Genomic DNA, 21713 nt, shown 5'->3' on the forward strand with positions numbered 1-21713 from the left:
ACATGCAGGAGGTGGCGCCGCCCGGGTCTACAAGACTGATCAGATCGCTGACGCTGACGCACGCGGTGCTGTACGGGCTCGGCGTGACGATCGGTGCCGGAATCTACGTCCTGGTGGGAGCGGCCGCCGCCCGGAGCGGAATGCATGCACCTCTGGCGTTCCTTGCTGCGGCGGTCGTGATGGGCGTGACGGCCGGGAGCTTTGCCGAACTCGGCACGCGACTGCCGGTTGCGGCGAGCGAGGCCGCCTATGTCCAGGCCGCGTTTCACCGAAAATGGCTCAGCGGTGCCACGGGGCTGCTCGTGGTGGCGGCAGCGACGATCTCCGGCGCGACCATCACCGTTGGCAGCGCCGGCTACATCAGCGTGTTCGTGCCGCTGCCCGCCAGCTGGATCATCGCCGGCGTCGTGCTTGCGATGGGAGCGGTCGCCTGCCTGTCCGCGGTTCAGTCCATCAGCTTCGCCGGCTTGATGACGGTCGTGGAGATCGGAGGATTGGTGCTCATTGTCGGCGCCGGGCTGTTTCAGGGCGACGCCCTGGTCTCCCGGCTGCCCGAACTGTTGGCTCCCCTGAGCGATAAAGCGGCGTGGTCCGGGATCGCACAGACGTCGCTGCTCGCCGTGTTTGCATTCATCGGGTTCGAGCACCTCGTGAACATCTCCGAGGAAATGAAGAATCCGTCCCGGACGCTGCCTTGGGCGCTCTTCATTACCTTGGGCGTGACGGCGTTCCTCTACATGACCGTCGCCTGGGTTGCGGTGGTCGCGGTGCCTCCGGCCGAGCTCGCGCACTCCTCGGCTCCGCTTGCACTGGTCTTTCAGCGGTTGACCGGTCTTCCGCTCTCGGTGTTGAGCGTCATTGCGATCGTTGCGACGGTCAACGGAATCATCGTTCACATGCTGATGATCGGACGCGTGCTGTACGGGCTTGCGGACCAAGGCAGCCTTCCCGCCTTTCTCGCCAGGGTGAACGCCAGAAGCGGCTCCCCGGTGGTTGCAACCCTGTTCGGCGTGGGCGCCATCCTGATCCTCGCCCTCGGCATTCCCCTGACCGGATTGGCCGAATGGACCTCACGTCTGACCCTCGGGGCTTTCGTCCTGGTCAACCTGGCGCTCCTGCGCATCAAGACGAGAGAATCCAAGCCTCCCTCCGGCGTGTTCCTCGTGCCCATCTGGGTGCCGATTGCAGGACTGTTCACAAGCGGCGCATTGCTCCTGATCGATCTCCTCGCATAGTGCGCGCTTGGGTTCGGCGAACGAAGTACGCGGCGACTGAAGCGGGGGGTAGACGCGGCGCTCCTGACCGCGCGCTGGAGCAATGCCTGAAACACTAAAGAAGAACTTAACGCTTGCGGCCTACTTTGGCCCGCCATGACTGACCAGGTCGTTCACAGCGCGGTTCAACCGCTTTCGGCACGTGCGGCGCTCCCTTGGGTCGTGGGGCTCGCCGTTTATGCTGTGTTGCTGGTCGCCGGGCCGCGGCTGCTCGGTGATCCCGACAGCTATTCTCACATTGAGCTCGGGCGGTGGATCATCGCACACGGCACCCTGCCGACGAGCGACCCGTTTTCGTTTTCCAGGCATGGCGCGCCCTGGATCACGTTCGAATGGCTTTCCGAGGTCATCTATGCCGGGATATACGCGCTGTCCGGCTGGCCAGGCGTCGTCGCCATCGCGGCCGCGGCGATCGCGCTCGCCTTCGCCCTTCTCACGTTCTTCCTGCTGCGCGAGCTTTCGCCAGCCCTGACGCTGCTCATGGTGATCGCGGCCGTCGTCCTGCTGGCGCCGCACATGCTGGCGCGGCCACATGTGCTCGTGCTGCCGTTGATGGTGACCTGGGCGGCTGCGCTGGTCCGCTGCATGGACCGCTGCGGCCCTCCGCCATATTGGGCCCTGCCGCTTCTGGTGCTGTGGAGCAATCTGCACGGCAGCGTGGTGCTGGCGCTCGGCCTGATCGGACCGGCGGTGCTCGAGGCATTGCTGCGCGAAGAGCGCGCCCAATGGCCGCGCGTGCTGCTGCGGTGGCTGCCGTTTGTGGCCCTTGCCGTCGCCGCGTCCTGCCTGACGCCGCATGGGCCGGAACCGCTGCTGATGCCGCTGACGACGCTCGGCCTCGGCTCCGCGCTCGCCTGGATCGGAGAATGGCGGCCGCAGGACTTCAGCCACGTCAGTGGCTTCGAACTGCTGCTGCTCGCCGGCATCTTTGCGCTCTCGCGCGGCGTCACGCTGCCGGTCGTGCGGACCTTGGTGGTGATCGGCCTGCTGCATTTCGCGCTGGCGCAAATCCGCAATGCGGATCTGCTGGCCATGCTGGCGCCGCTCTATCTGGCGGCGCCGCTGGGGCGCAGGTTCGGCGGAGCGGCCGAGGATGGTGCAACGGTCGCGCCGCGCGGCCTGAACTGGGTTGGGCTCGGCGTGTTGATCGCGGTCAGCGGATTGGCCTTGGCGCGCGACGTCCGGCCGGCTCCGGCCATCACCCCCGAGGCCGCGGTCGCCCAGGCCAACCTCGCCGAGGCGGGACACGTGCTCAACGATTATTCCTTCGGCGGCTATCTGATCTTTGCCGGCATTCCCACCTTCATCGACGGTCGCGGCGAGCTATACGGCGGGCCGTTCATCAACCGCTACAATCGTGCCCTGGCGCTGATCGACCTCAACGACCTTCTGAAGCTGCTCGACGAGTACAAGATCGGCGCGACGCTGCTCGCACCGCGTACACCAGCGGTCGCGCTGCTCGACCGGCTGCCGCAGTGGCAGCGCGTCTACAGCGACGATGTGGCGGTCGTGCACAAGCGGCGGGATACGCCGCAGCGCTAGGTTCAAGCAGTCCCGAAGGCGGCGTATTGGCCTCCGAGCCAGACGCCGCTGAGCGCGTCTTCGAGGCGCCGTGCCGGCTTGCTGTCCCAGGGCAGCAGCAGGAAGTGCCGCGCGCCGATCTCGCGCAGGCCGCTGGCTGCCATCAGCTTCCGGGTCGTGCCGGCCCCGAGCAAGACGGCGTCCCGGTCGAACTCACAGCGCGCGACGGCAAGCCGCGTCAGCGGGTTGTACGGATTGTGCTCGATCACGCAGACGAGTCCCCCGGGACGTGTCACGCGGCGCATCTCGGCGATGAACTGCGCCCATTGCGCCGGCACGATGTGGTGCATCACGCAGACGGTCGTGACCAGATCGAAGCTGGCATCGGCAAACGGAAAAGTGCGGCCGTCAAACTCGCGGTAGTCGACCCCGCCATTGCGGGCGCGCGCCTGCGCCAGGCTGGCCGAGGAGACGTCGATGCCGCTGAGGCGGCCGACCATGCCGTGCAGCAGCGGGTGAAGGCTGCCGACGCCGCAGCCGACGTCCAGCATGTCGGGCTTCTCGACGTCCAGCCGCCCTGTGATCAGATCGCGCAGCAGGTCGGCCTTTGCGCGCATGAAGAAATCATGCGGCAGACCCGAGAAGTCGATCGAGGACTGGACCACGTCACGGTAATTGTCGTGATAGCCGTCGAAGAGCTCGGTCATGTGCTGGATTACTCGTTGACGGCGTGGATCGCCGGCGTTGCTGCCGTCTCGTCGCGATCGAAGCCGATTCGTGCCTGCACCACGTAGAGCGGGCGGCGTTTCACCTCGGCATGGATGCGGCCGACATAGAGTCCCACGATGCCCGTCATCAGCATGTTGATGCCGCACAGCAGCGAGACGACGACGATCGTCGAGGACCAGCCGGTCACGAGATGACTGTCCTTGCCCAGCCACAACAGCACAACCCAGCCGCCGTAGAGCAGCGCGAGCCCGGACACCGTCAATCCGCACCAGATGGCAAGCCGCAAGGGCAGATCCGAAAAGCCGAGCGCGGCGTTCACCGCCAGCCGGACCATCTTGAACAGCGGGTATTTGGTTTCGCCGGCGGCGCGCTCGAGGCGATGGAAGGCCACCTCGGCCTGGCGGAAACCTAGCCAGGCGATCATACCGCGCACGAAGCGATCCTGCTCCGGCATCTGCCGAAGCGCCTCCAGCACCTTGCGATCGATCAGGCGGAAGTCGCCGACATCGGCGGGGATGCCGACCGAGGACATCCTGCCGAGCAGCCGGTAGAACAGATGCGCGGTCGCACGCTTGAAGCGGCTTTCGCCCTCGCGCGACAGGCGGCGGGCGTGGACGATGTCGTTGCCTTCCTTCCACTTCGCGATCAATTGCTCGATCACTTCGGGCGGATCCTGCAGATCGGCATCCATGACGATGATCGCGTCACCTTGCGCGGCGTCCATGCCGGCGGTGATCGCGATCTGATGGCCGAAGTTCCTGGACAGGCCGATGTAGCGAAAGCGCGAGTCGCGCGCGGCGAGCGCCCGCAGCACGATCGAGCTGGAATCGCTGCTGCCATCGTCGACGAAGATCGCTTCTGCCGGCCCGTCGAGCCGGAACATGACCTGGTCGAGCCGGCGCAGCAGGACCGGCAGCACGGCTTCCTCGTTGAACACGGGGATGACGAGGCTGTAGCGGATCGATCTGGAATTGGCCGCCATGCGAGGGATTCCGACTGGGTTGCAGCGGCGGGAGTCTATAAGCCGGTGGTTAAGGTCGCCTTGCCGCAAATGTTAAGGGTCTAGCGCCCTGGACATCGGCGGAGGACGGACCGAGAGCCGGAAGCCGGTTAACCACGCTTGGGGGGCGCCGGCTCGGCTCTAGGATTTGCGGCGGATCCTGTAGAGAGCAAATCGCTGCGAGCTCTCCAGCAGCTCCAGCCGCTCCGGCAGCGGATTGGCGGCCGGCGATCCCAGCACATAGAGGTAGTCGAAATCCCGGTACCAGGTGCGGACAAATGGCGGAACGTCCGCAGGTGGCTGGCCCGTCGCGATCGCGGCCAGCAGGCCTGCCGGCACCGGCCCTCCATAGGGAATGGATATATTGCGCACGGCCTCACGCGGCCGCACGGGCTGCTTGCCGACCTCGGTGAACAGGTTGGGCACGAACGCGCCTGCGTAGTGCACGGCCAGCGTCGGCGCATAATACATCGGATACGAGGTAAGGTCGGCGAAGGGCGGGTCTCCATGATCGTCCGCGCTGCCGACCAGGATGCGCGAGCCGCGATCGATCTTCTGGAACGAGGCGATGATCGCCGCGTAATCGGCGCGGTAAGGCAGCCACACCGAAAGAACGACGGCGAGATTGAGCAGGATGATGCCGCTGATCCCGGCGAGCGCGGCCATCCGCCAGGCACGGCTCGGCAGCAACAGCGAGCAGAAGGCGGGCAGGATCAGAGCCGCGGCGGGAATCATGCGAAGATCGACGAACGATGTTCCGAACAGCTTCGAAGGAATGACGAAATAAAGCAGCGCAAAGCCGACCGCGAGCCAGATGCCTGATGGCTCGAGCCTGAGGACGCCGCGTCTTGCGGCGACAAACACGCCGATCGCCAGCGCCAGCCCGGTCGCTGCCGCCGTCGTCAAATTGTAGCCGTTCATGATGCGGAGCGGCCAGACCGGCTTGAATGCCAGGAACCAGCTCGTGCCTTCGCTTCCGACCGAACCTGCAGTGAGGTGCATGATCGCAAGCAGCGCCAGCGCCGGGAGCGCCAACGCGCCAAGCCGCGCGGCCGCGACGGGATAAGCGACCTGCCGCTGGCGCATGCGCGACAGCTCGAAAAGGCCAAGCGTCGCGCCGTAGATGCCGAGCGAAAAGAAATGCGCCACATAGAGCGCAGCGACGAAGATCAAATTGGCGACAAAACGCGCCGGCCATGGGCCTTCCGCCAGCAGCAGATAGACGGCGATGCCCCAGAGCGCGAGGCCGAGGCCGAACTCGAAGTTCACGAAGCCCCAGCTGAACGGCAGGCAGTAGAGGAAAGCCAGCGCAGCGAAGCCGGCAAGCTGCACCCGTCCCTTCCGGACCCATTCGAGCAGCAGCGCGCCGGAAACGATCAGCACCTGGCTCAGCAGCAGAAACAGCCGTGTGGCGTTCTCGACGCCGATCAGCCGCGCCATCTGCGGGACCAGCAGATCCATGCCGAGGTTGGGATAGAATGCCCAGGCCACCTCGTAATGCGGATTGGCATCGGGGGTGCCGCTCTGGCTCAGAATGTACATGCGGGCGAGGTGATTGGGATAATCGACCATCGCGGGAATGGGGGTCAGCAGCACTGGAAGAAACGAGACGGCCGCCAGCATGGCTAGCACGGCAATCGCCACCGATCGGTCCGAGCCGGGAGCAGCCGGAATGGTCAAGGCCGGCCTGTCGGATTCGGAGGCGCAGCGGTTGCGCCCTCGGCATGGTCTCGGACATGAATGACGGCAATGTCGTCCGCATAGATGCGCTTCCAGCCCTTGAGCTGGTCGAGGATCTGCGGGCCCGGCGCACCGGCGACCAGGAGCGTGGCGTCGATCTTGTACTCGTCGAGCAGGCGCGGCAGCAATTCGGGCTTCTTGCCTTCCGTCGCCTTGAAGAAGTCCACCACGAATTTCTCGCCGTAGAGCTCGGCGCGGCCGTCGACGAAGACCGGAATATCGCGGGAGATCAGATAGCCGCCGAACTGATAGGCATTGAAGATGCGCTGCACCTTGCGTTGCTCGAGCAGGTCGACCGCCGCAACCGGGGTGTGCGTCATCGTGAAGCTGAAGCGGTGGTGCGCCATGTAGAGCGACGTCGAGGTCCAGCTGGCCGCCACGATCATCAGCGCGCCTGCCGCGGTGACATAGCGGGCCGGCCAGCGATCGGCACCCGCGCCGTCAGCCGCCGTGCGCGGGAACATCTCGCCGAGCGGCTTTGCCAGCACCAGCGGCACTAGGAACGCAAATGCCTCGATGCTCCTGACATGGGTCAGCGCGCTCCAGGTCAGGAACAGGATCAGGAAGATCCGGGGCGCCGACAGCACGAGACCGCGATAATAGCCGAATGCGATCAGGCCGAGCAGGGCGCCTTCGAACGGGGTGAAGGTGGCGAAGTTCGCCGGCATCCATTCGAAGATCAGCGACAGCAGCTCGCCGAGGCCGAGGATGCTGGTCGCGCCCTGGAGCGTCCGCCAGCCGTAGGGCGTGCAGCAGCTCGCGATCAGCGCGCCGATTCCGAACAGCACCCAGCGCATGAACAGGCGAAGCCGTCGTCCCTTCTCGGCATGCTCGACCGCCTCGAGCGAGATCGGGCCGATCAGCGCCAGGCCCAGCACGAAACCGCCGTGCAGATTGGCCCAGAGTGCCATCAGCGGCAGCCAGTACCAGGACGGCGCGCTCCTGCGGTCGGCGGCCGCCATCAGCAGGCCGATCCACGCCACCATGACGGGCAGCGCCAGGATATGCGGACGCGCCAGCACGTGGTGGGCCGACAGCAGCAGCGCCAGCATCGCGAACAGCACGGCGCGTGGGGCCTCGATCTGCGTGCCGAGCAGATGGACGAAGATCGCTACCGCGAGCGCGACGCCCAGCGCCGTGAGGATGACGGGACCTGCCCAGTCCCATTGCGCATAGGAGGAGGCGAACAGCACCTGCGACAGCCACGACGTCGAGATCCACGGCGCGCCCGTCCGCGTGAAGGAATAGAGGTCGATGGTGGGCATGGCGCGGTGATCGAGGATCCATTGCCCGATCTTGATCTGCCAGAACGTGTCGGAATCCTGCAGCCGCGTGTCGCCGAGATAGAGGAAGAGCAGATAGGCGCCGGCACCGGCGCACAGCGGCACGAGAGCCCTCGCGCGGCTCTGCACCGCGATGCCGTCGGCAAAGGAAAGGGACATGCCGCCTCGTCGTCCTGTTGTCCTTGTCGGTCGAGCATGATCCGGACCCGCAGCGCCGCGTTCGCGCAAAGTGTGGTGCGGCTTTCCGAGAGATCACGCCCGAGCAACGACGGTGAAACGCGACGAAGGATTCGGCTCGTCGCGCTTCAGTTCGAGCGGGTGGCATTGGATCACGGCGGTCATAACTTCGGGTAAATCCGCGGCGCCATGCCGGTTTCAGGTCCCGACAATTTAACAGATTGTTTTAGATTTGATTTTACCATCGGCCGACACACGCAATCCGCCCGGTGTTTACGCAGTCGAATTAACTGCGGCGCAATTCTTTGCCTCTACGTTCGGTTTCATGGTCGGCGGCGCTGGGAAGCCGGAAAGACCAGATCAGTTGTAAGCCTCGTGTACTCATTTGGAGCACTCCATGAAGAACCTCGTTGCGCGTTTCGTGAAGGATGAATCCGGCGCCACCGCCATTGAATACGGCCTGATCGCCGCCGGCATCGCGCTGGCGATTATCACCGTCGTCAACAATCTCGGCAGCACGCTGAACACCAAGTTCACCGCGATCTCGACCGGCCTCAAGTAAAGCCGGACGACCTCGGAATTTCGGAGAGCCCTGTCCTTGACGGGGCTCCTTCCTTTTTGGCGGGACTGTGCGTCGGGCCTGCCAGTTGCATGGCCTGCGCACTGTTGCGAGCCCGCTTCATGAGCTCGGTAACGAGTGCAGTTATCGATCTGACAACCCTGCACAGGCCTTTTATGTGTTTGCGGCGGCCGCTTGGGGAGCGTCCCACGCGTTTGTTTCGGACCGTCGCGCCAGGCATCTCGTCCTGCGAATCCCAGGGAGCCCGCGGGCTGCATCTTGGCTACTTTCGGGAAGCAGGATTCGCAGCGAGGTAGAGCGAGCAAGACCTGATCAGCCTTCGCCTTCAGGGCTGGCGCTCCAGTCCGCTCGCCCCGACGCTCCACGCATTTCCCATCTTGTCATCTCCCCTGAATAGTTGTTCAGTCCTTGCGGGACGATTTGCATCTTTGACGTGACGACGCGTTCGGCCGCGGGGCGTGCGGCTGGCGTGTGGGACAGGAAGCGCGCCATGGTTTATCGGCGGACGCATCAAGTGGTGAAGCGCCTCGCGGCGCGGCGCAGTGCGATATTGGCGGCGGCGCGGGAGACGGCGGCTGAAGGCGGGATGGCGGCGGTGCAGATAGCGCCGGTCGCGATCCGGGCCAATGTCGCGGCCGGGACGGTCTACCGCTACTTCCCGTCCAAGGCCGAGCTGATCTCTGAACTCATTGCCGAGGTCTCCCGCGACGAGCTCGCGGCGATCCGGCGGGCGGCCGACGCCGCCCCGGGCCCGTCCTCGGCGCTGGCCGCGGCCGTGACGACCGTGGCGGTCCACACCCTGTCGCAGCGCCGGCTGGCCTGGGGCATCCTGGCCGAGCCCGTCGATGTCGATGTCAGCGCCTCGCGCCTGGCGAGCCGGCGCGAGATCGCGGGCGAGATGGCCGCCCGGATCGACGCCGCAGTGCGGGCCGGTCACCTGCCGGCGCAGGACACCGCGCTCGCCGCCACCGCTTTGCTCGGCGCGCTGCATGAGGCGCTGGTCGGCCCGCTGGCGCCCGACAATCTCGATGATCCCGTCAAGATGCGCGATGCGGTGCAGACCGTGACGCTGCTGGCGCTGCGCGCGGTCGGCGTCATGGACGCCCGCGCCCGCGGCCTGGTGGTGCAGCAGACGCTGCTTCCGACGACGAAGGCGCTGGTGGGCGCGTAAAATCGCCGCGTGAGGCAGGCGGCGCCTGATTCCGCTCAAGCCGCTGACGTGGCGAGCCTTTTCGCAAAACCGCAGCAGGCGCGCCGAACGCTCCGGCTACTGTGCATGGGGTTGTTTTTCGATTTTTTGCTTGGCGGGCCCAAGCGGGCCTACATATTCGCGTCGCCCTCGGGGCCGACCGAGGCGATGCGCACCATGTTGGTGGTGCCGGGGATGCCGAGCGGCACGCCGGCGACGATGATCACGCGCTGGCCGGCGCGGACGAAGCCGTCGCGGAACGCGATCTGGCCGGCGCGGGCGACCATGTCGTCCTGATCGCGCGCGTCCTCGGCCACCACGCAGTGCACGCCCCAGACCACCGCGAGCCGGCGCCCGGCGGTGATGTTCGGGGTGATCGCCACGATCGGCGGCTTCGGCCGCTCGCGCGCCACGCGAACCGCGGTCGAGCCCGACGAGGTCCAGCAGATCAAGGCGGGCAGGTCGAGCGTCTCGGCGATCTGCCGCGCGGCATCGGCGATGGCATCGCCCGCGGTGGCTTCCGGCGCCGGGCGCTGGGCCATGATCACCGACCGGTAGGTCGGGTCGCGCTCGACCTCCTCGCCGATGCGGTTCATGGTCGAGACCGCTTCGACCGGGAATTTTCCGGCGGCCGATTCCGCCGACAGCATGATGGCGTCGGCGCCTTCATAGACGGCGGTGGCGACGTCGGAGACTTCGGCGCGGGTCGGGACCGGCGACTGGATCATCGATTCCAGCATCTGGGTCGCGATCACCACCGGCTTGCCGGCGCGGCGCGCCATGCGCGTCATCTGCTTCTGCAGGCTCGGCACGCGCTCCAGCGGCAGCTCGACGCCGAGGTCGCCGCGCGCCACCATCAGCGCATCGGAGGCCTCGATGATGTCGGCGAGGCGGTCGATCGCCTGCGGCTTCTCGATCTTGGCCATCACGGCGGCGCGGCCGCGGATCATCTTCTTGGCTTCGAGCACGTCGTCGGCGCGCTGCACGAAGGACAGCGCGATCCAGTCGACGCCGGTGACGAGGGCGGCCTCGAGGTCGGCGCGGTCCTTCGGCGTCATCGCCGAGACCGGCAGGTCGGTGTCGGGCAGGCTGACACCCTTGCGGTCGCTCATCTTGCCGCCGACCACGACACGCGTCACCGCATGCTCCTTCGAGGTCTCCTCCGCGATCAGGCGCACCTTGCCGTCGTCGAGCAGCAGCGCGTGGCCGGGCCTGAGCGCGGCCAGGATCTCGGGATGGGGCAAGTGGACGCGCGTGGCATCGCCTGGCGTCTTGTCGGAATCCAGCGTGAAGGTCTGGCCGTTCTGGAGCTGGACCGAGCCTTCGGCGAAGGCGCCCAGTCTGAGCTTCGGGCCCTGGAGATCGACCAGGATGCCGATCGGCCGGCCGTAGCTCGACTCGACGTTGCGGATCGTCGCCACCAGCTCGCGCATCTTGTCATGCGGGGTGTGGCTCATGTTGATGCGAAACAGGTCGGCGCCGGCCTCGAACAGGCGGCGGATCATGGCGAGGTCTGACGACGCCGGTCCGAGGGTCGCAAGAATCTTGATACGGCGAAGACGCCTCATGGCTTATTTCCAGACGGGGGTGGCAGGCCGGGCGAGCCGGGGGGCGTAGCACCGGGAGGGCCATTGGGCAAACCGGGAACCCCGCCCGGGCCGACCGGGCCGGGCAGGCCGGGCACGCGCTGTTGCGCCGGCTGTTCGTTGGCGTCGGTCAGCTGCACCGTCCAGGCCCGCTGCTCTCCGGTGTCGACCTCGAAATAGCCGGTCCGGTCGTAACCGCGCGCGAGGCAATCCTCGGTGCCGCGGATGGTGAACTCCTTGTCGCGCGAGCACATGAAGGCCTGCCCCGACCACTCGCCGCCGCGATCATAGTCGATCGCGTAGATGTAATAGTAACGGGCCACCAGCGTTCCGCGCAGCAGGGTCTCGCAGGAGCGGGAGGAGATGTTCCACCAGCCCTCGGTGGTCCAGCCCTCGGCGTCCTTGTAGCCGAGCGCAATGCCGACCCGGCTCGACGTGTTGTTGCAGAGGCGGAAATCGGCGGCGGCCGGGCTGGCGCAAAGGCACAGCCAGGCGACCATCAGCACCGGGACCAACCGGGCGAGCAGGCGAAGCGGGGAGCGGGGAGATTCGGCAATCATTGTCGCGGTAGCTATACCAGATCATTGACGATTTGGCGTAGGGCCGGGAACGGCCCCAAAGAGCGGCAGGCCAGCTTCGGGCCGGTTTGCGCCGGGATATGGCAAAATCTGTGACAGCGCCCACCTGATCCCGTAAGGGTGACCCGATCGGGGCAGGCCCAAGGGGATACAGCCATGGCAATCGACGACAAAACTAGGACCGAGCTCGAGGCGGCCGCTTTCCGGCGCCTGGTCGATCACTTGAAGACGCGGACGGATGTTCAGAACATCGACCTGATGAATCTGGCGGGCTTCTGCCGCAACTGCCTGTCCAACTGGCTCAAGGAAGCCGCCGACGCCCAGGGCGTCGCCTTGAGCAAGGACGAGAGCCGGGAGGCGGTCTACGGCATGCCCTACGAGACCTGGAAAGCGAAATACCAGGGCACGGCGACGCCGCAGCAGCTCGAGACGATGAAGAAGGTCCATCCGCACGGCCACTGAGTTCGCGAAACACCTGAGTCGCACCACACAACAGCTTTCTGCGCCACGCAGCAGGAAGGTGTGGGCGCGCTGTGGACGAGCGCGATGCTGCCTTGAACGCAGTCGGCACCGACCCTAAGGGTTCTAGCCAGCACGCGCGGTGAGGATGCCGGCGTCACCTCGTTTTGCCAGTTCCATTGGGAGTACCTAGATGGCCACCTCCGCCGCCGTCCGCGACGACGAGCCCGCGACGAAATTTGCCAAGGACCAGCTCAAGTCCATCATCGAGCGCATCGAGCGGCTGGAGGAAGAGAAGAAGGCGATCTCCGACGACATCCGCGACGTCTATGCCGAGAGCAAGGGCAACGGCTACGACGTCAAGGCGTTGCGCACCATCGTGCGCCTGCGCAAGCAGGACCCCAACGAGCGCGCCGAGGCCGAGACGATCCTCGAGACCTACATGCAGGCGCTCGGCATGATCTGAGGCGTGTCGCCCCAATCATTGCTGCCGTGGCCCGGATGAGCGAAGCGATATCCGGGGATGTCTTGGCGCGCGCCGATTTCCCGGATGTCGCTTCGCTCATCCAAGCTTACGAAACTGAGCTTCTGGAAACCGTGGGCTCGATCAGCGCAGCGCGGCGGTGCGCACGACGAATGACGTCGTCTGGAGCTTCGCGGTGGCGCTGCCGGAGAACGTATCGCAGGACAGGCCCTGCATCGGATCCTCGGCAAAGCCCATCGCGATCACGACGCGTGGCTTGACGAAATAGGCGCGCAGCGCCGCGGTATCGAGCTCGCCCATCAGCGTCACCGACATCGCATGGCTGGCGCTCGGCGACAGCATCACGACCTTGAGCCAGACGCTCTCGCCCTTGGCGGCGGAGAGGCGCGTCGCGGTCGCGACCATGCCGTCGATGCTCTTGCCGACCACCGTGTTGATTTCCGTCGCTTGAGCAAGGCTGCGCGATGCGGGGCGGGCCGAACGCGGGATCGGCGCGGAGGCGGCGACGACATTGGCGCGGTCGACCGGGGAGGCGGCCGGCGCGTAAGCCAGTGCCTGAAGAGCTGTGTTGGGCAGGCTCGCGGTTGGTTGCGGATCGGTGGCGGCGGCAAGAGCCTGGCGGGCCTTCAGTGCGGCGACCTGGGCCGGCGTCGCCTGCTGCGGCGTGGCCGGGATATCATCCCAGAAGCCGCGGGCATTGATGATGTCGGCCGGGGTCTCCGGCTTGCCGTCGACGGATTTGGCGGCAGCGGGCTTGTCAGCCACCGGCGCGGGCTTCGGCTTGGGGGGCGCAACGAGCTGCGCATCGGCCGAGGCGAGCTGGATCATGGCCATTTGCGGCTTCGCGCGCGGCGTCGGCACCGGCTCGGCGGGCTTGGCTGCGGCTGCGACGACGGTCGGTGCCGCCGGCTTCGCGGCCGGGGTGGGTGCGCCCTCGTCATCCTCGTCGCTGGCGGCCGGAGCTGCCGACTTGCCCTTGAACAGCGCGGCGAAGAAGCTCGGCTTGCTGCCGGAATCGTCGCCGCTGCCGCGGCGCTCGATCTCGGCCTTGGCGACCTCATAACCCTTCAGCGGCACGCCGTCGGTCGGCAGATGCACGGTCTTGCCGTCCGGGAAGACGCGGGCGAGCTGGTCATGCGTCATGCGCGGCCAGTGCCGGACGCTGCCGGTGTCCAGATGCACGAAGGGCGAGCCGGAGGTCGGATAGAAGCCGACGCCGCCGCGCTGCAGGCGCAGGCCGGCGAAGCGGATCTGCTCCAGCGGCACGCCTGGGATGTAGAAGTCCATCGCATGTCCCAGCATATGCTGGCTGGAGCGCGCCACGCCGGAGGAGCGGCGGCGGAGCATGGCGTTGGTGGCGGGCGAGCGATAGGAGGAGATGATCTGGATCGGCTGCTTGCCGTCGACGTCGCGATAGACCTCCCAGAGGATGTCGAACAGGCGACGGTCCATGACCGTCGCCTCCTGCGTGCGCCAGTCGCGCAGGAAGTGGTTGAGCTGCTTCAGCGCGGCTTCGTCGTAGCGCCCGTCACGCTTGAAGGTGACGGTGAGGTCTTCGCCGGAATGGGTGTGGTGGAAGGAGAGCGTCTTGGTCTCGTTCAGCGCAGCGGCGTCATGAACCGAGCCTGCGCCCGCAAGCAGCAATGCGGCAGTGAGGCCGATCCGCGAACCGGCCTTCACTCCCGCATGGGACAACGACAGCACAACGAATTGGCGTGCGAGACCAGTCAGCACGTATGAGCCCACCCAGTCGACCAGCGTTCAATGGACTCTCCCGCCAACCCCGTTAGCAGTGCGAAAGAGGATGAACGCTTTCTTAAAGCGAGAAGGTTAATTCGAGGTTGACCTTCCCGCCCCCAAACCAAGTCAGAATACGATCCTAACCGGTTGACTGTGGCAAAAAAACGCCCGCTGCCAGAATGCAGGTGGAGAATGGTTAACGTTAAACGGCCCCGTCGCTGGGACGGGGCCGTTGATATCGTTGCAGGATTCGAAAAATGGCCGCCGAAACGGGCTTAGCGGGTGAACACCCGCTGCTGCTGGGGCCGGCGCCCGACCGGCGCCGGCGGCACGGCCTGGGTCGGCGCCCCGAACAGCCGCTCGAAGAAATTCGGCCCGGACGAGCCGAAGCCCCCGCCATTGTTGGCCACCGCCACGCCCGAGGGCAGCGTCGTCGCCGGGCGCGAATAGCTGGGCTGGGAATGGGCCACGACGGCCTCGAGGTCCTTGCCGCGGTTGTTCTTCAGGACGTTGATCATGGCCGCGTCGCGGCCATAGATGTCCTTGCGGAATTGCAGCTTGCCGGCGTCATCCACGAACGCGGTCTGATAGGTGATGTTCACCGGGATCGGGGTCGGGAATTTCAGGTCGATCTCGCTCTTGCCGTACATGCTGCGGATGCGCTCGGGCGTGTACTTCTCGTTCGGCATGACGATGTTGAGCAGCACGGAGGCGTACTGATCCGGATTCTGCACCCGCATGCAGCCATGGCTGAAGGCGCGCTCCTCCTTGGCGAACAAATGCTTGTCCGGCGTGTCGTGCTGATAGACCAGGAACTTGTTCGGGAAGTTGAAGCGGACACGGCCGAGCGCATTGGCTTCACCGGGCGGCTGCGAGATGTGCACCGAGCCGTCGCGGTTCTGCTCGAGCCTGAGGCCCATGCGCTGAAGCACGGTCGGGTCCTGCTGCAAGGCCGGCAGGTATTCGTTGTAGACGATCGACGGAGGCACGTTCCAGGTCGGATTGACCGTGATGTACTTCATCGTCTCGGTCAGCAGCGGCGTGGCATGCTTGCCCGGCTTGCCGGTGACGACGCGCGTGGTCCAGACTTGCTGGCCGCGCTGCATCACCTTCAGCGTGAAATCGGGAATGTTGAGGATGACATAGGCATCGCCCAGCGCGGGTGCGCCGAGGTCGCGCGGCAACCAGCGCCAGCGCTCCATGTTCACCAGCACCACGTCGATCTGCTTGTCGCGCTTCGGGGTGTTGAGCGCGTTGACGGTCTTGTCGTCGAGAATGCCGGTCGGCTTCAACTCGGCGCTGCTCTGGAATTTGCGCACCGCGTCGGCGACGGCGGCGTCATAGCGGGTGTCGCTGCCGTTCTCGGCGAGGCCGAGCTTGGCGCGCAGCTGCGGCACGCGCGGATCTTCCACGACAATCTCGGCCTGCTTCTTGCTGGCCGCCGTATACTTCAGCGCCGGACCATCGGCGATCTCGATCGCCGGGCCGTTGCCCTGACCGCGAAGCTCGGCGAGCTTGGCCTTCAGCTCCTTGTAGAGCTTGTGCGGCGGGTTGTAGCTGTCGAGCGCTGCGGAAGCGTCCGCCGCGGTCGTGACCTTGGCGAGCACCTCGTTGGGGTCGACCGGATGCTCGGGATAAAGAATGTCGCCGCTGACCTGCGACCAGTGCATGCGGCCGCTCTGGGCATGGCGCGCATAGTCGAACATGCTGGCGGTGAGCTTGAGCTCGGCATCGGCCAGCGCATCGGGCGTGGTGGCGGCCGCAAAATCCGGCGCCGGATAATCGGCGGGATTGAGACCGTCGGAGGCGGCGTCCTTGAGCCGCGCGATCACGCCCTTGGCCGCAGCGGTGAGAGTGCCGCCTTGAGTCCAGACCGGCGCGAAATCGCGTGCGCCGTAGAACTTCTCGACCGCGGCGCGCTCGTTCTTGCGGTCAAAGTGCCGCGAGGTCTTGGCGCCGATGATATCCTTGAGCCTGTCGGCGACCGGCTGGTCGGCGGCGGGAACGTTGCTCGCGGCCTTGACCGGTTCGGCGGCCGGAGCCGCAGCGGGTGCCGCAGGAGCAGCCGGCGTTGCGGTGGCGGGCGAGTTGGCGAGCTCGGAAGGCTTGGTCTCGACCTTGTCCGGCGCGGGGGCGACGTCAGCCTTCACCGGCTCCTTCGGCTCCTTGGCGGAATCCTGAACGGTGGCGGTGGTGTCGAGCTTGATGTCAGCTGCGGTCGGGGGCGGGACGTTGGCCGGCTCGGGCCGCGGGATCGCGGCTTCGATCGCGAGCTCGGCCGCGGTGCTGCGCGCCTGGTCCTGCGCCAGGGCCGAGCTGGCCGACACCGTGAGGAAGGTGGCCGCGACCGTCATCAAGACGCGGTCAAAGCCCGCACGGTGGTTCAAACAGTTCCGCATTGTGTCGCACCCCTCGGGTGAACTGTCCCTCATGGAACAGCTTCGTTATCGCCTATTGAGCTTCGGCTAAATCGCGCCGGCCTCTCGAAAGTTGCACGCCTGCACGCAACGATTCCCACGCAGACGATATACAGGCCCCGGTTTTGCAGCCAGCGCTACCCGGGACAATTCACGCCAAACTGACTTCAAGGCAGCCTCTTGGCAACGGATTGTGCGCTGGCCCCACGCGCTTTTCCCTGTGTCTGTCACTTCCAAGTCACGGTTCAACAAGCAGTCGAATTCTGTCGTCGTGGGAACGGCTTACAGCCGCCCCTCGCATTGCCCAGCGAAGCTCAGTGCGTCTCCTCGCCGCTTTTCCCGCCATGGCCGGGAACCCCGGCTTCGTCGAGTTTGCGGTAGAGGGTGGACCGACCGATTTTGAGGCGGCGGGCCACCTCGGACATCTGGCCGCGATAATGCGAGATCGCGAAGCGGATGATCTCGTTCTCCATGTCCTCGAGCGGGCGGACCTCGCCCGTCGGGGTCAGCATGGCGAGAGTTCCGGCGGCCGGAAGCGGCGCGATTGGTATTTCATTGCCCGACACGACAGAAGGAGTGGCCGCCGGCTCGAGCATCAGCGGGGCGGTCGGAATCTCCGTGATGGGCTGCGGCTGCGAAGCGAGCAGGGGGAAATCGCTGAGGCCGAGCTGGTCGCCGTCGCTCATCACCACGGCACGGTAGACCGCGTTCTCGAGCTGGCGGATGTTGCCGGGCCAGTCGAGCTGGGCCAGATGCGCCATCGCCTCGCCGCTGATGCCGGCGATCTGGCGATTCTCCTCGGCAGCGAAGCGCGCCAGGAAATGCCGGAGCAGATGCGGGATGTCCTCGCGCCGGGCCCGGAGCGAGGGGATCGTCAGCGGCAGCACGTGCAGACGATAGAACAGGTCTTCCCGGAAGTGTCCCTGCTTCACCCGCTCCAGCAGCTTGCGATTGGTGGCCGAGACGATGCGGACGTCGACCTTGACCGGCTTGCGGCCGCCGACCGCCTCGACGGCACCCTCCTGGAGCGCGCGCAAGAGCTTGACCTGAGCGGTCAGCGGCAGCTCGCTGACCTCGTCCAGAAACAGCGTACCGCCATGGGCCTCGACGAACTTGCCCATGTGCCGCTCGGTGGCGCCGGTGAAGGCCCCCTTCTCATGGCCGAACAGGATGGATTCGACGAGGTTGTCGGGAATGGCGCCGCAATTGACGGCGACGAACGGCTTTGCCTTGCGCTCGCCGCTGCCATGGATGGCGCGCGCGAACATCTCCTTGCCGACGCCGGACTCGCCTTCGATCAGAACGGGGATGGAGGAGTTCGCCGCCTTCTGCGCGGCGCGCATGACCGGGGCCATCGCCTCGGCGCGGGTGATGATATCGGAGAAGGTCAGCCGGCCCTCGCGGCTGTGCCGGATGCGCTGCAATTCGCCCTTGAGCGCGGAGACGTTGAGAGCGTTGCGCAGCGAAACCTGAAGTCGCTCCAGGCCGACCGGCTTGACCACGAAGTCGGCCGCACCAGCGCGCATCGCCGAGATCACGTTGTCGATGCCGCCATGCGCAGTCTGCACGATGACGGGGACGCTGAGGCCCGCTTCACGCATCTTGGCCAGCACGCCCATGCCGTCGAGGCCGGGCATCACGAGATCGAGGATGACGCCGTCGATGGCCGGAGCATCGGGAGCGGTGAGGGCGGCGATCGCGGCATCGCCGGAATCCACGACGACCGTCTCATAGCCGCATTTCTGCACCATGTTCTCGACCAGCCGGCGGGCTACGGCGTCGTCGTCGGCGATCAAAATACTGGCAGCCATGGTGTTCCCCGCACGCTACTACTATCTGTCTCGAATCGGGGCACTCTGGCCGAAGCCGATTAACGCACTCTTAAACCTTGATGCCCCCGCCCGCCGCCGCGATTGTTGAACACAGGTTTCCCACACAATGAATTCGCGCTCCAACTCTGCTCTCAAGAAGTCTGCTCTCCGCAAGCCTGCCGCCAAGACATCTGCCGTCAAGAAATCCGCCAAGAAGTCCGTCGCCAAGGCAAAGCCCTCCAAGACGTCACGCGCAAAGCCCGCGAGCAAGACCGGCAAGCTTCCGGAGTGGAACCTGGCCGATCTCTATTCCGGGATCGATGCGCCGGAAGTGACGCGCGATCTCGAAAAGATGGCTGCCGACTGCGTCGCGTTCGAGACCGACTACAAGGGCAAGCTGGCGACAGGGACAGCAAACGAAGATGGCGGAAAGTGGCTCGCGGAGGCCGTGCGACGCTATGAGGCGATCGATGATCTCGCCGGCCGGCTCGGCTCCTATGCCGGTCTCGTCCATGCCGGCGACAGCGTGGACCCTGAGATTTCAAAGTTTTACGGCGATGTCTCCGAGCGGCTGACGGCGGCATCGACGCATCTTCTGTTCTTTGCGCTCGAGCTCAATCGCGTCGATGACGATATTTTGAACCGCGCCATGCAGGCTCCCGAGCTCGCTTACTACCGTCCGTGGATCGAGGATCTGCGCAAGGAGAAGCCGTATCAGCTCGACGACAAGCTGGAGCAGCTTTTTCTGGAGAAAGCCCAGACCGGCTATTCCGCCTTCAACCGGCTGTTCGACCAGACCATCTCCGGCCTGCGGTTCAAGGTCGGGTCCAAGGAGCTCGCGATCGAGCCGACGCTGAATCTGCTGCAGGACCGCGATGGCGCAAAGCGCAAGGGCGCGGCGGAAGCGCTGGCGAAGACGTTCAAGGCCAATGAGCGCACCTTTGCGCTGATCACCAACACGCTCGCCAAGGACAAGGACATCTCCGATCGCTGGCGCGGTTTCAAGGACGTCGCGGATTCCCGGCACCTCAACAACCGGGTCGAGCGCGAGGTGGTGGACGCGCTGGTCGCCTCGGTGCGCGCGGCCTATCCGAAGCTGTCGCATCGCTATTATGCGCTGAAGGCGAAGTGGTTCGGCAAGAAGCGGCTGGCCTATTGGGACCGCAATGCGCCGCTGCCGTTCGCCGCGACCGACGTCATCGCCTGGCCGGAGGCGCGAAGCATGGTGCTGACGGCCTATCGCGGCTTCTCGCCAAAAATGGCTGACATCGCCGAGCGCTTCTTCACCGATCGCTGGATCGACGCGCCGGTGCGGCCGGGCAAGGCGCCGGGTGCGTTCTCGCATCCGACCACGCCGTCCGCGCACCCCTACGTGCTCATGAACTACCAGGGCAAGCCGCGCGACGTGATGACGCTCGCCCACGAACTCGGCCACGGCGTGCATCAGGTGCTGGCCGCGAAGAACGGAGCGCTGATGGCGCCGACGCCGCTGACGCTGGCGGAGACCGCAAGCGTGTTCGGCGAGATGCTGACCTTCCGGCGGCTGCTGGCGCAGACCAAGAGCGCCAAGCAGCGCCAGGCGCTGCTCGCCGGCAAGGTCGAGGACATGATCAACACCGTGGTGCGGCAGATCGCGTTCTATTCCTTCGAGCGCGCGGTCCACACCGAGCGCAAGAACGGCGAGCTCACCGCGACGCGGCTCGGCGAAATCTGGCTGTCGGTGCAGGGCGAGAGCCTCGGGCCGGCGATCGAGATCAAGGCGGGCTACGAGAACTACTGGATGTACATCCCGCACTTCATCCACTCGCCGTTCTACGTCTACGCATATGCCTTCGGCGATTGCCTCGTGAACTCGCTCTATGCCGTCTACGAGAACGCGGCCGAGGGCTTTGCTGAGCGCTACCTCGACATGCTCGCCGCCGGCGGCACCAAGCATTATTCCGAGCTGCTGCGACCGTTCGGGCTCGATGCCAAGGATCCCAAATTCTGGGATGGCGGCCTCTCGGTCATCGCCGGGATGATCGACGAGCTGGAGGCGATGGGCTGAGGCAGGGGTGGCGACCGTAAAACATTTGTTGAACGGATTCTCGTTTCATGTTATACAAACGTATAACGAGGTGAGGCCATGAACGAGAACGCTGACCCGAAGGAATTGAAGACCGACTCCACCGTGCTTCAGGTGCGCAAGATAGGCAATTCGATCGGCGTTATCTTGCCGAAGGAGCTCGCGGCCCGCCTGAATCTCAAAGAGGGCGACAAGCTGTTTCCGGTCGAGCAATCTGACGGTGGAGTCTTGCTAACGCCGCGAGATCCCGATTTCGAGAAAGCGATGGAAGTCGCGCGGCGAGGCATGAAGCGCTATCACAATGCCCTCGCTGAGCTTGCCAAGTGAATGAGCCGTTCTGGCTGACGCGTCGGATCATCATTGCGGTCCACGATGAACAGCTGGCGATCCATGGCGGCGCAAGCGGGCTTCGAGACGAAAGCATGCTCGAGTCCGCGCTAGATCGACCTAGAAACAAATGGGCCTATGAGAGCGCCGATCTTGCCGAACTGGCGGCGGCATACGCTTTCGGCATTGCGCGTAATCATCCGTTCGTCGATGGCAATAAACGCACCTCCCTGCTGGCGTTGTACACGTTTCTCGGCATGAATGGCGTCGACTTCGTCGTACCTGAAGCGGAAGCGGCGGCCATCATCCTGTCTCTCGCCGCCGGCGAAGTCAGTGAGGAGAGTCTGACGCGCTGGATTCGGGACAATTGGAATTCCAAATGACCCGATTTGCGGGAAAACCCCGCCTCGGTGCCGTTGCCCTGTCCAATTCTTTAAGGTATCCCAGCCCGAGAATTGAACTTTCGACTGGGGACATTCCATGGCTGACCATAGCGAAGTGGCGTACAGCACCGCCGACGGCAACGACTACGTTGCTCACGAGCAGACCTACGAGGGCTTCATCAAGCTGGTGAAGTACGGCACGGCCTCGGTCGCGCTCATCGTGATCCTGATGGCGATCTTCCTGACCTGACCGATCGGCGGCTGCATACGCCAGCGGCAGCAGCTGCCCAGAATATTTGCATTCAAGCCGGTGCCAAAACCGGTATCGAACGCCGCGGGAGTAACGCTCAAGTTTGTGCGCGCGCTGTCC

General features: G+C 65.4%; 19 protein-coding genes. 10 read left to right on the forward strand and 9 right to left on the reverse strand.

Annotated elements, in window-relative coordinates; all coding sequences use genetic code 11:
• Window positions 1–2 precede the first annotated feature (2 nt).
• Both WI560_RS04865 and WI560_RS04870 read left to right on the forward strand, forming a co-directional pair.
• Entirely contained in the window at window positions 3–1235 is a 1233-nt protein-coding gene (locus WI560_RS04865) for an APC family permease (protein ID WP_375307095.1), read from the forward strand.
• A gap of 201 nt (window positions 1236–1436) precedes the next feature.
• On the forward strand, window positions 1437–2816 hold the full coding sequence (locus WI560_RS04870) for a hypothetical protein (protein WP_375307096.1): 1380 nt from the start codon (window positions 1437–1439) through the stop codon (window positions 2814–2816).
• Window positions 2817–2818: 2 nt separating this feature from the next.
• Here the strand turns inward: WI560_RS04870 and WI560_RS04875 are convergent, their stop codons facing one another.
• From WI560_RS04875 to WI560_RS04890, 4 genes are all read right to left on the reverse strand, one after another.
• Window positions 2819–3502, reverse strand: a complete 684-nt coding sequence (locus WI560_RS04875) for a class I SAM-dependent methyltransferase (RefSeq protein ID WP_375307097.1) — start codon at window positions 3500–3502, stop codon at window positions 2819–2821.
• A gap of 8 nt (window positions 3503–3510) precedes the next feature.
• Window positions 3511–4506 (reverse strand): glycosyltransferase family 2 protein, encoded by a 996-nt coding sequence (locus tag WI560_RS04880; protein ID WP_028138388.1) that lies wholly within the window; start codon window positions 4504–4506, stop codon window positions 3511–3513.
• Between the two features lie 159 nt (window positions 4507–4665).
• Complete coding sequence (locus WI560_RS04885; protein WP_375307098.1) at window positions 4666–6168, reverse strand: hypothetical protein; 1503 nt, start codon at window positions 6166–6168, stop codon at window positions 4666–4668.
• Between the two features lie 32 nt (window positions 6169–6200).
• A complete protein-coding gene (locus WI560_RS04890) occupies window positions 6201–7706 on the reverse strand; it encodes a hypothetical protein (RefSeq protein WP_375307099.1) in 1506 nt (501 codons plus the stop codon).
• 415 nt (window positions 7707–8121) lie between these two features.
• On the opposite strand from WI560_RS04890, the gene WI560_RS04895 reads away from it, so the two are divergent.
• Window positions 8122–8286: a Flp family type IVb pilin gene (locus WI560_RS04895; RefSeq protein ID WP_126258786.1), complete on the forward strand. Its 165-nt coding sequence runs from the start codon at window positions 8122–8124 to the stop codon at window positions 8284–8286.
• Between the two features lie 508 nt (window positions 8287–8794).
• Window positions 8795–9475, forward strand: a complete 681-nt coding sequence (locus WI560_RS04900) for a helix-turn-helix domain-containing protein (protein WP_375307100.1) — start codon at window positions 8795–8797, stop codon at window positions 9473–9475.
• A gap of 149 nt (window positions 9476–9624) precedes the next feature.
• On the opposite strand, the gene pyk is transcribed toward WI560_RS04900, so the two are convergent.
• A complete protein-coding gene (gene pyk, locus WI560_RS04905) occupies window positions 9625–11061 on the reverse strand; it encodes a pyruvate kinase (protein WP_375307101.1) in 1437 nt (478 codons plus the stop codon).
• Window positions 11058–11639 (reverse strand): DUF1036 domain-containing protein, encoded by a 582-nt coding sequence (locus WI560_RS04910; RefSeq protein WP_375158784.1) that lies wholly within the window; start codon window positions 11637–11639, stop codon window positions 11058–11060. The genes pyk and WI560_RS04910 overlap by 4 nt, the downstream gene beginning before the upstream one ends.
• A gap of 174 nt (window positions 11640–11813) precedes the next feature.
• Between WI560_RS04910 and WI560_RS04915 the strand changes: the two genes are divergently transcribed.
• Together WI560_RS04915 and WI560_RS04920 are read left to right on the forward strand one after the other, a co-directional pair.
• Complete coding sequence (locus WI560_RS04915) at window positions 11814–12119, forward strand: DUF1244 domain-containing protein (RefSeq protein ID WP_257176750.1); 306 nt, start codon at window positions 11814–11816, stop codon at window positions 12117–12119.
• Window positions 12120–12309: 190 nt separating this feature from the next.
• Window positions 12310–12582, forward strand: coding sequence for a DUF2312 domain-containing protein (locus WI560_RS04920; RefSeq protein ID WP_008546273.1), 273 nt, complete (start codon window positions 12310–12312; stop codon window positions 12580–12582).
• A 141-nt stretch (window positions 12583–12723) separates the two neighbouring features.
• Here the strand turns inward: WI560_RS04920 and WI560_RS04925 are convergent, their stop codons facing one another.
• The 3 genes from WI560_RS04925 to WI560_RS04935 form a co-directional block, all read right to left on the reverse strand.
• Entirely contained in the window at window positions 12724–14346 is a 1623-nt protein-coding gene (locus tag WI560_RS04925; protein ID WP_375307102.1) for a DUF882 domain-containing protein, read from the reverse strand.
• Between the two features lie 269 nt (window positions 14347–14615).
• Window positions 14616–16739 (reverse strand): murein L,D-transpeptidase, encoded by a 2124-nt coding sequence (locus WI560_RS04930; RefSeq protein WP_375307103.1) that lies wholly within the window; start codon window positions 16737–16739, stop codon window positions 14616–14618.
• 332 nt (window positions 16740–17071) lie between these two features.
• Window positions 17072–18568 carry a sigma-54-dependent transcriptional regulator gene (locus WI560_RS04935; RefSeq protein ID WP_375307104.1) on the reverse strand — a complete coding sequence of 499 codons (1497 nt, stop codon included), beginning with the start codon at window positions 18566–18568 and terminating at the stop codon, window positions 17072–17074.
• Between the two features lie 127 nt (window positions 18569–18695).
• Here WI560_RS04935 and WI560_RS04940 point away from each other — a divergent pair, with 127 nt between their 5' ends.
• The 4 genes from WI560_RS04940 (at window position 18696) to WI560_RS04955 (ending at window position 21593) form a co-directional block, all read left to right on the forward strand.
• Window positions 18696–20615, forward strand: a complete 1920-nt coding sequence (locus WI560_RS04940; RefSeq protein WP_375307105.1) for a M3 family oligoendopeptidase — start codon at window positions 18696–18698, stop codon at window positions 20613–20615.
• A 78-nt stretch (window positions 20616–20693) separates the two neighbouring features.
• Entirely contained in the window at window positions 20694–20960 is a 267-nt protein-coding gene (locus WI560_RS04945; RefSeq protein ID WP_375307106.1) for an AbrB/MazE/SpoVT family DNA-binding domain-containing protein, read from the forward strand.
• Window positions 20957–21343: a type II toxin-antitoxin system death-on-curing family toxin gene (locus WI560_RS04950; RefSeq protein ID WP_375307107.1), complete on the forward strand. Its 387-nt coding sequence runs from the start codon at window positions 20957–20959 to the stop codon at window positions 21341–21343. The genes WI560_RS04945 and WI560_RS04950 overlap by 4 nt, the downstream gene beginning before the upstream one ends.
• A gap of 97 nt (window positions 21344–21440) precedes the next feature.
• Window positions 21441–21593, forward strand: coding sequence for an aa3-type cytochrome c oxidase subunit IV (locus tag WI560_RS04955; RefSeq protein ID WP_018317799.1), 153 nt, complete (start codon window positions 21441–21443; stop codon window positions 21591–21593).
• The last annotated feature ends 120 nt before the right edge of the window (window positions 21594–21713 follow it).

The sequence above is a fragment of the Bradyrhizobium sp. A11 genome (genome assembly GCF_042077125.1).
Taxonomy (GTDB): domain Bacteria; phylum Pseudomonadota; class Alphaproteobacteria; order Rhizobiales; family Xanthobacteraceae; genus Bradyrhizobium; species Bradyrhizobium japonicum_B.

What these genes read in the sequence shown, in the direction of transcription:
- WI560_RS04865 (WP_375307095.1), top strand. Translation starts at nt 3, where the DNA reads ATGCAGGAGGTGGCGCCGCCCGGGTCTACAAGACTGATCAGATCGCTG.
- WI560_RS04875 (WP_375307097.1), bottom strand. Translation starts at nt 3,502, where the DNA reads ATGACCGAGCTCTTCGACGGCTATCACGACAATTACCGTGACGTGGTC.
- WI560_RS04880 (WP_028138388.1), bottom strand. Translation starts at nt 4,506, where the DNA reads ATGGCGGCCAATTCCAGATCGATCCGCTACAGCCTCGTCATCCCCGTG.
- WI560_RS04890 (WP_375307099.1), bottom strand. Translation starts at nt 7,706, where the DNA reads ATGTCCCTTTCCTTTGCCGACGGCATCGCGGTGCAGAGCCGCGCGAGG.
- WI560_RS04895 (WP_126258786.1), top strand. Translation starts at nt 8,122, where the DNA reads ATGAAGAACCTCGTTGCGCGTTTCGTGAAGGATGAATCCGGCGCCACC.
- WI560_RS04900 (WP_375307100.1), top strand. Translation starts at nt 8,795, where the DNA reads ATGGTTTATCGGCGGACGCATCAAGTGGTGAAGCGCCTCGCGGCGCGG.
- pyk (WP_375307101.1), bottom strand. Translation starts at nt 11,061, where the DNA reads ATGAGGCGTCTTCGCCGTATCAAGATTCTTGCGACCCTCGGACCGGCG.
- WI560_RS04910 (WP_375158784.1), bottom strand. Translation starts at nt 11,639, where the DNA reads ATGATTGCCGAATCTCCCCGCTCCCCGCTTCGCCTGCTCGCCCGGTTG.
- WI560_RS04915 (WP_257176750.1), top strand. Translation starts at nt 11,814, where the DNA reads ATGGCAATCGACGACAAAACTAGGACCGAGCTCGAGGCGGCCGCTTTC.
- WI560_RS04920 (WP_008546273.1), top strand. Translation starts at nt 12,310, where the DNA reads ATGGCCACCTCCGCCGCCGTCCGCGACGACGAGCCCGCGACGAAATTT.
- WI560_RS04930 (WP_375307103.1), bottom strand. Translation starts at nt 16,739, where the DNA reads ATGCGGAACTGTTTGAACCACCGTGCGGGCTTTGACCGCGTCTTGATG.
- WI560_RS04935 (WP_375307104.1), bottom strand. Translation starts at nt 18,568, where the DNA reads ATGGCTGCCAGTATTTTGATCGCCGACGACGACGCCGTAGCCCGCCGG.
- WI560_RS04940 (WP_375307105.1), top strand. Translation starts at nt 18,696, where the DNA reads ATGAATTCGCGCTCCAACTCTGCTCTCAAGAAGTCTGCTCTCCGCAAG.
- WI560_RS04945 (WP_375307106.1), top strand. Translation starts at nt 20,694, where the DNA reads ATGAACGAGAACGCTGACCCGAAGGAATTGAAGACCGACTCCACCGTG.
- WI560_RS04955 (WP_018317799.1), top strand. Translation starts at nt 21,441, where the DNA reads ATGGCTGACCATAGCGAAGTGGCGTACAGCACCGCCGACGGCAACGAC.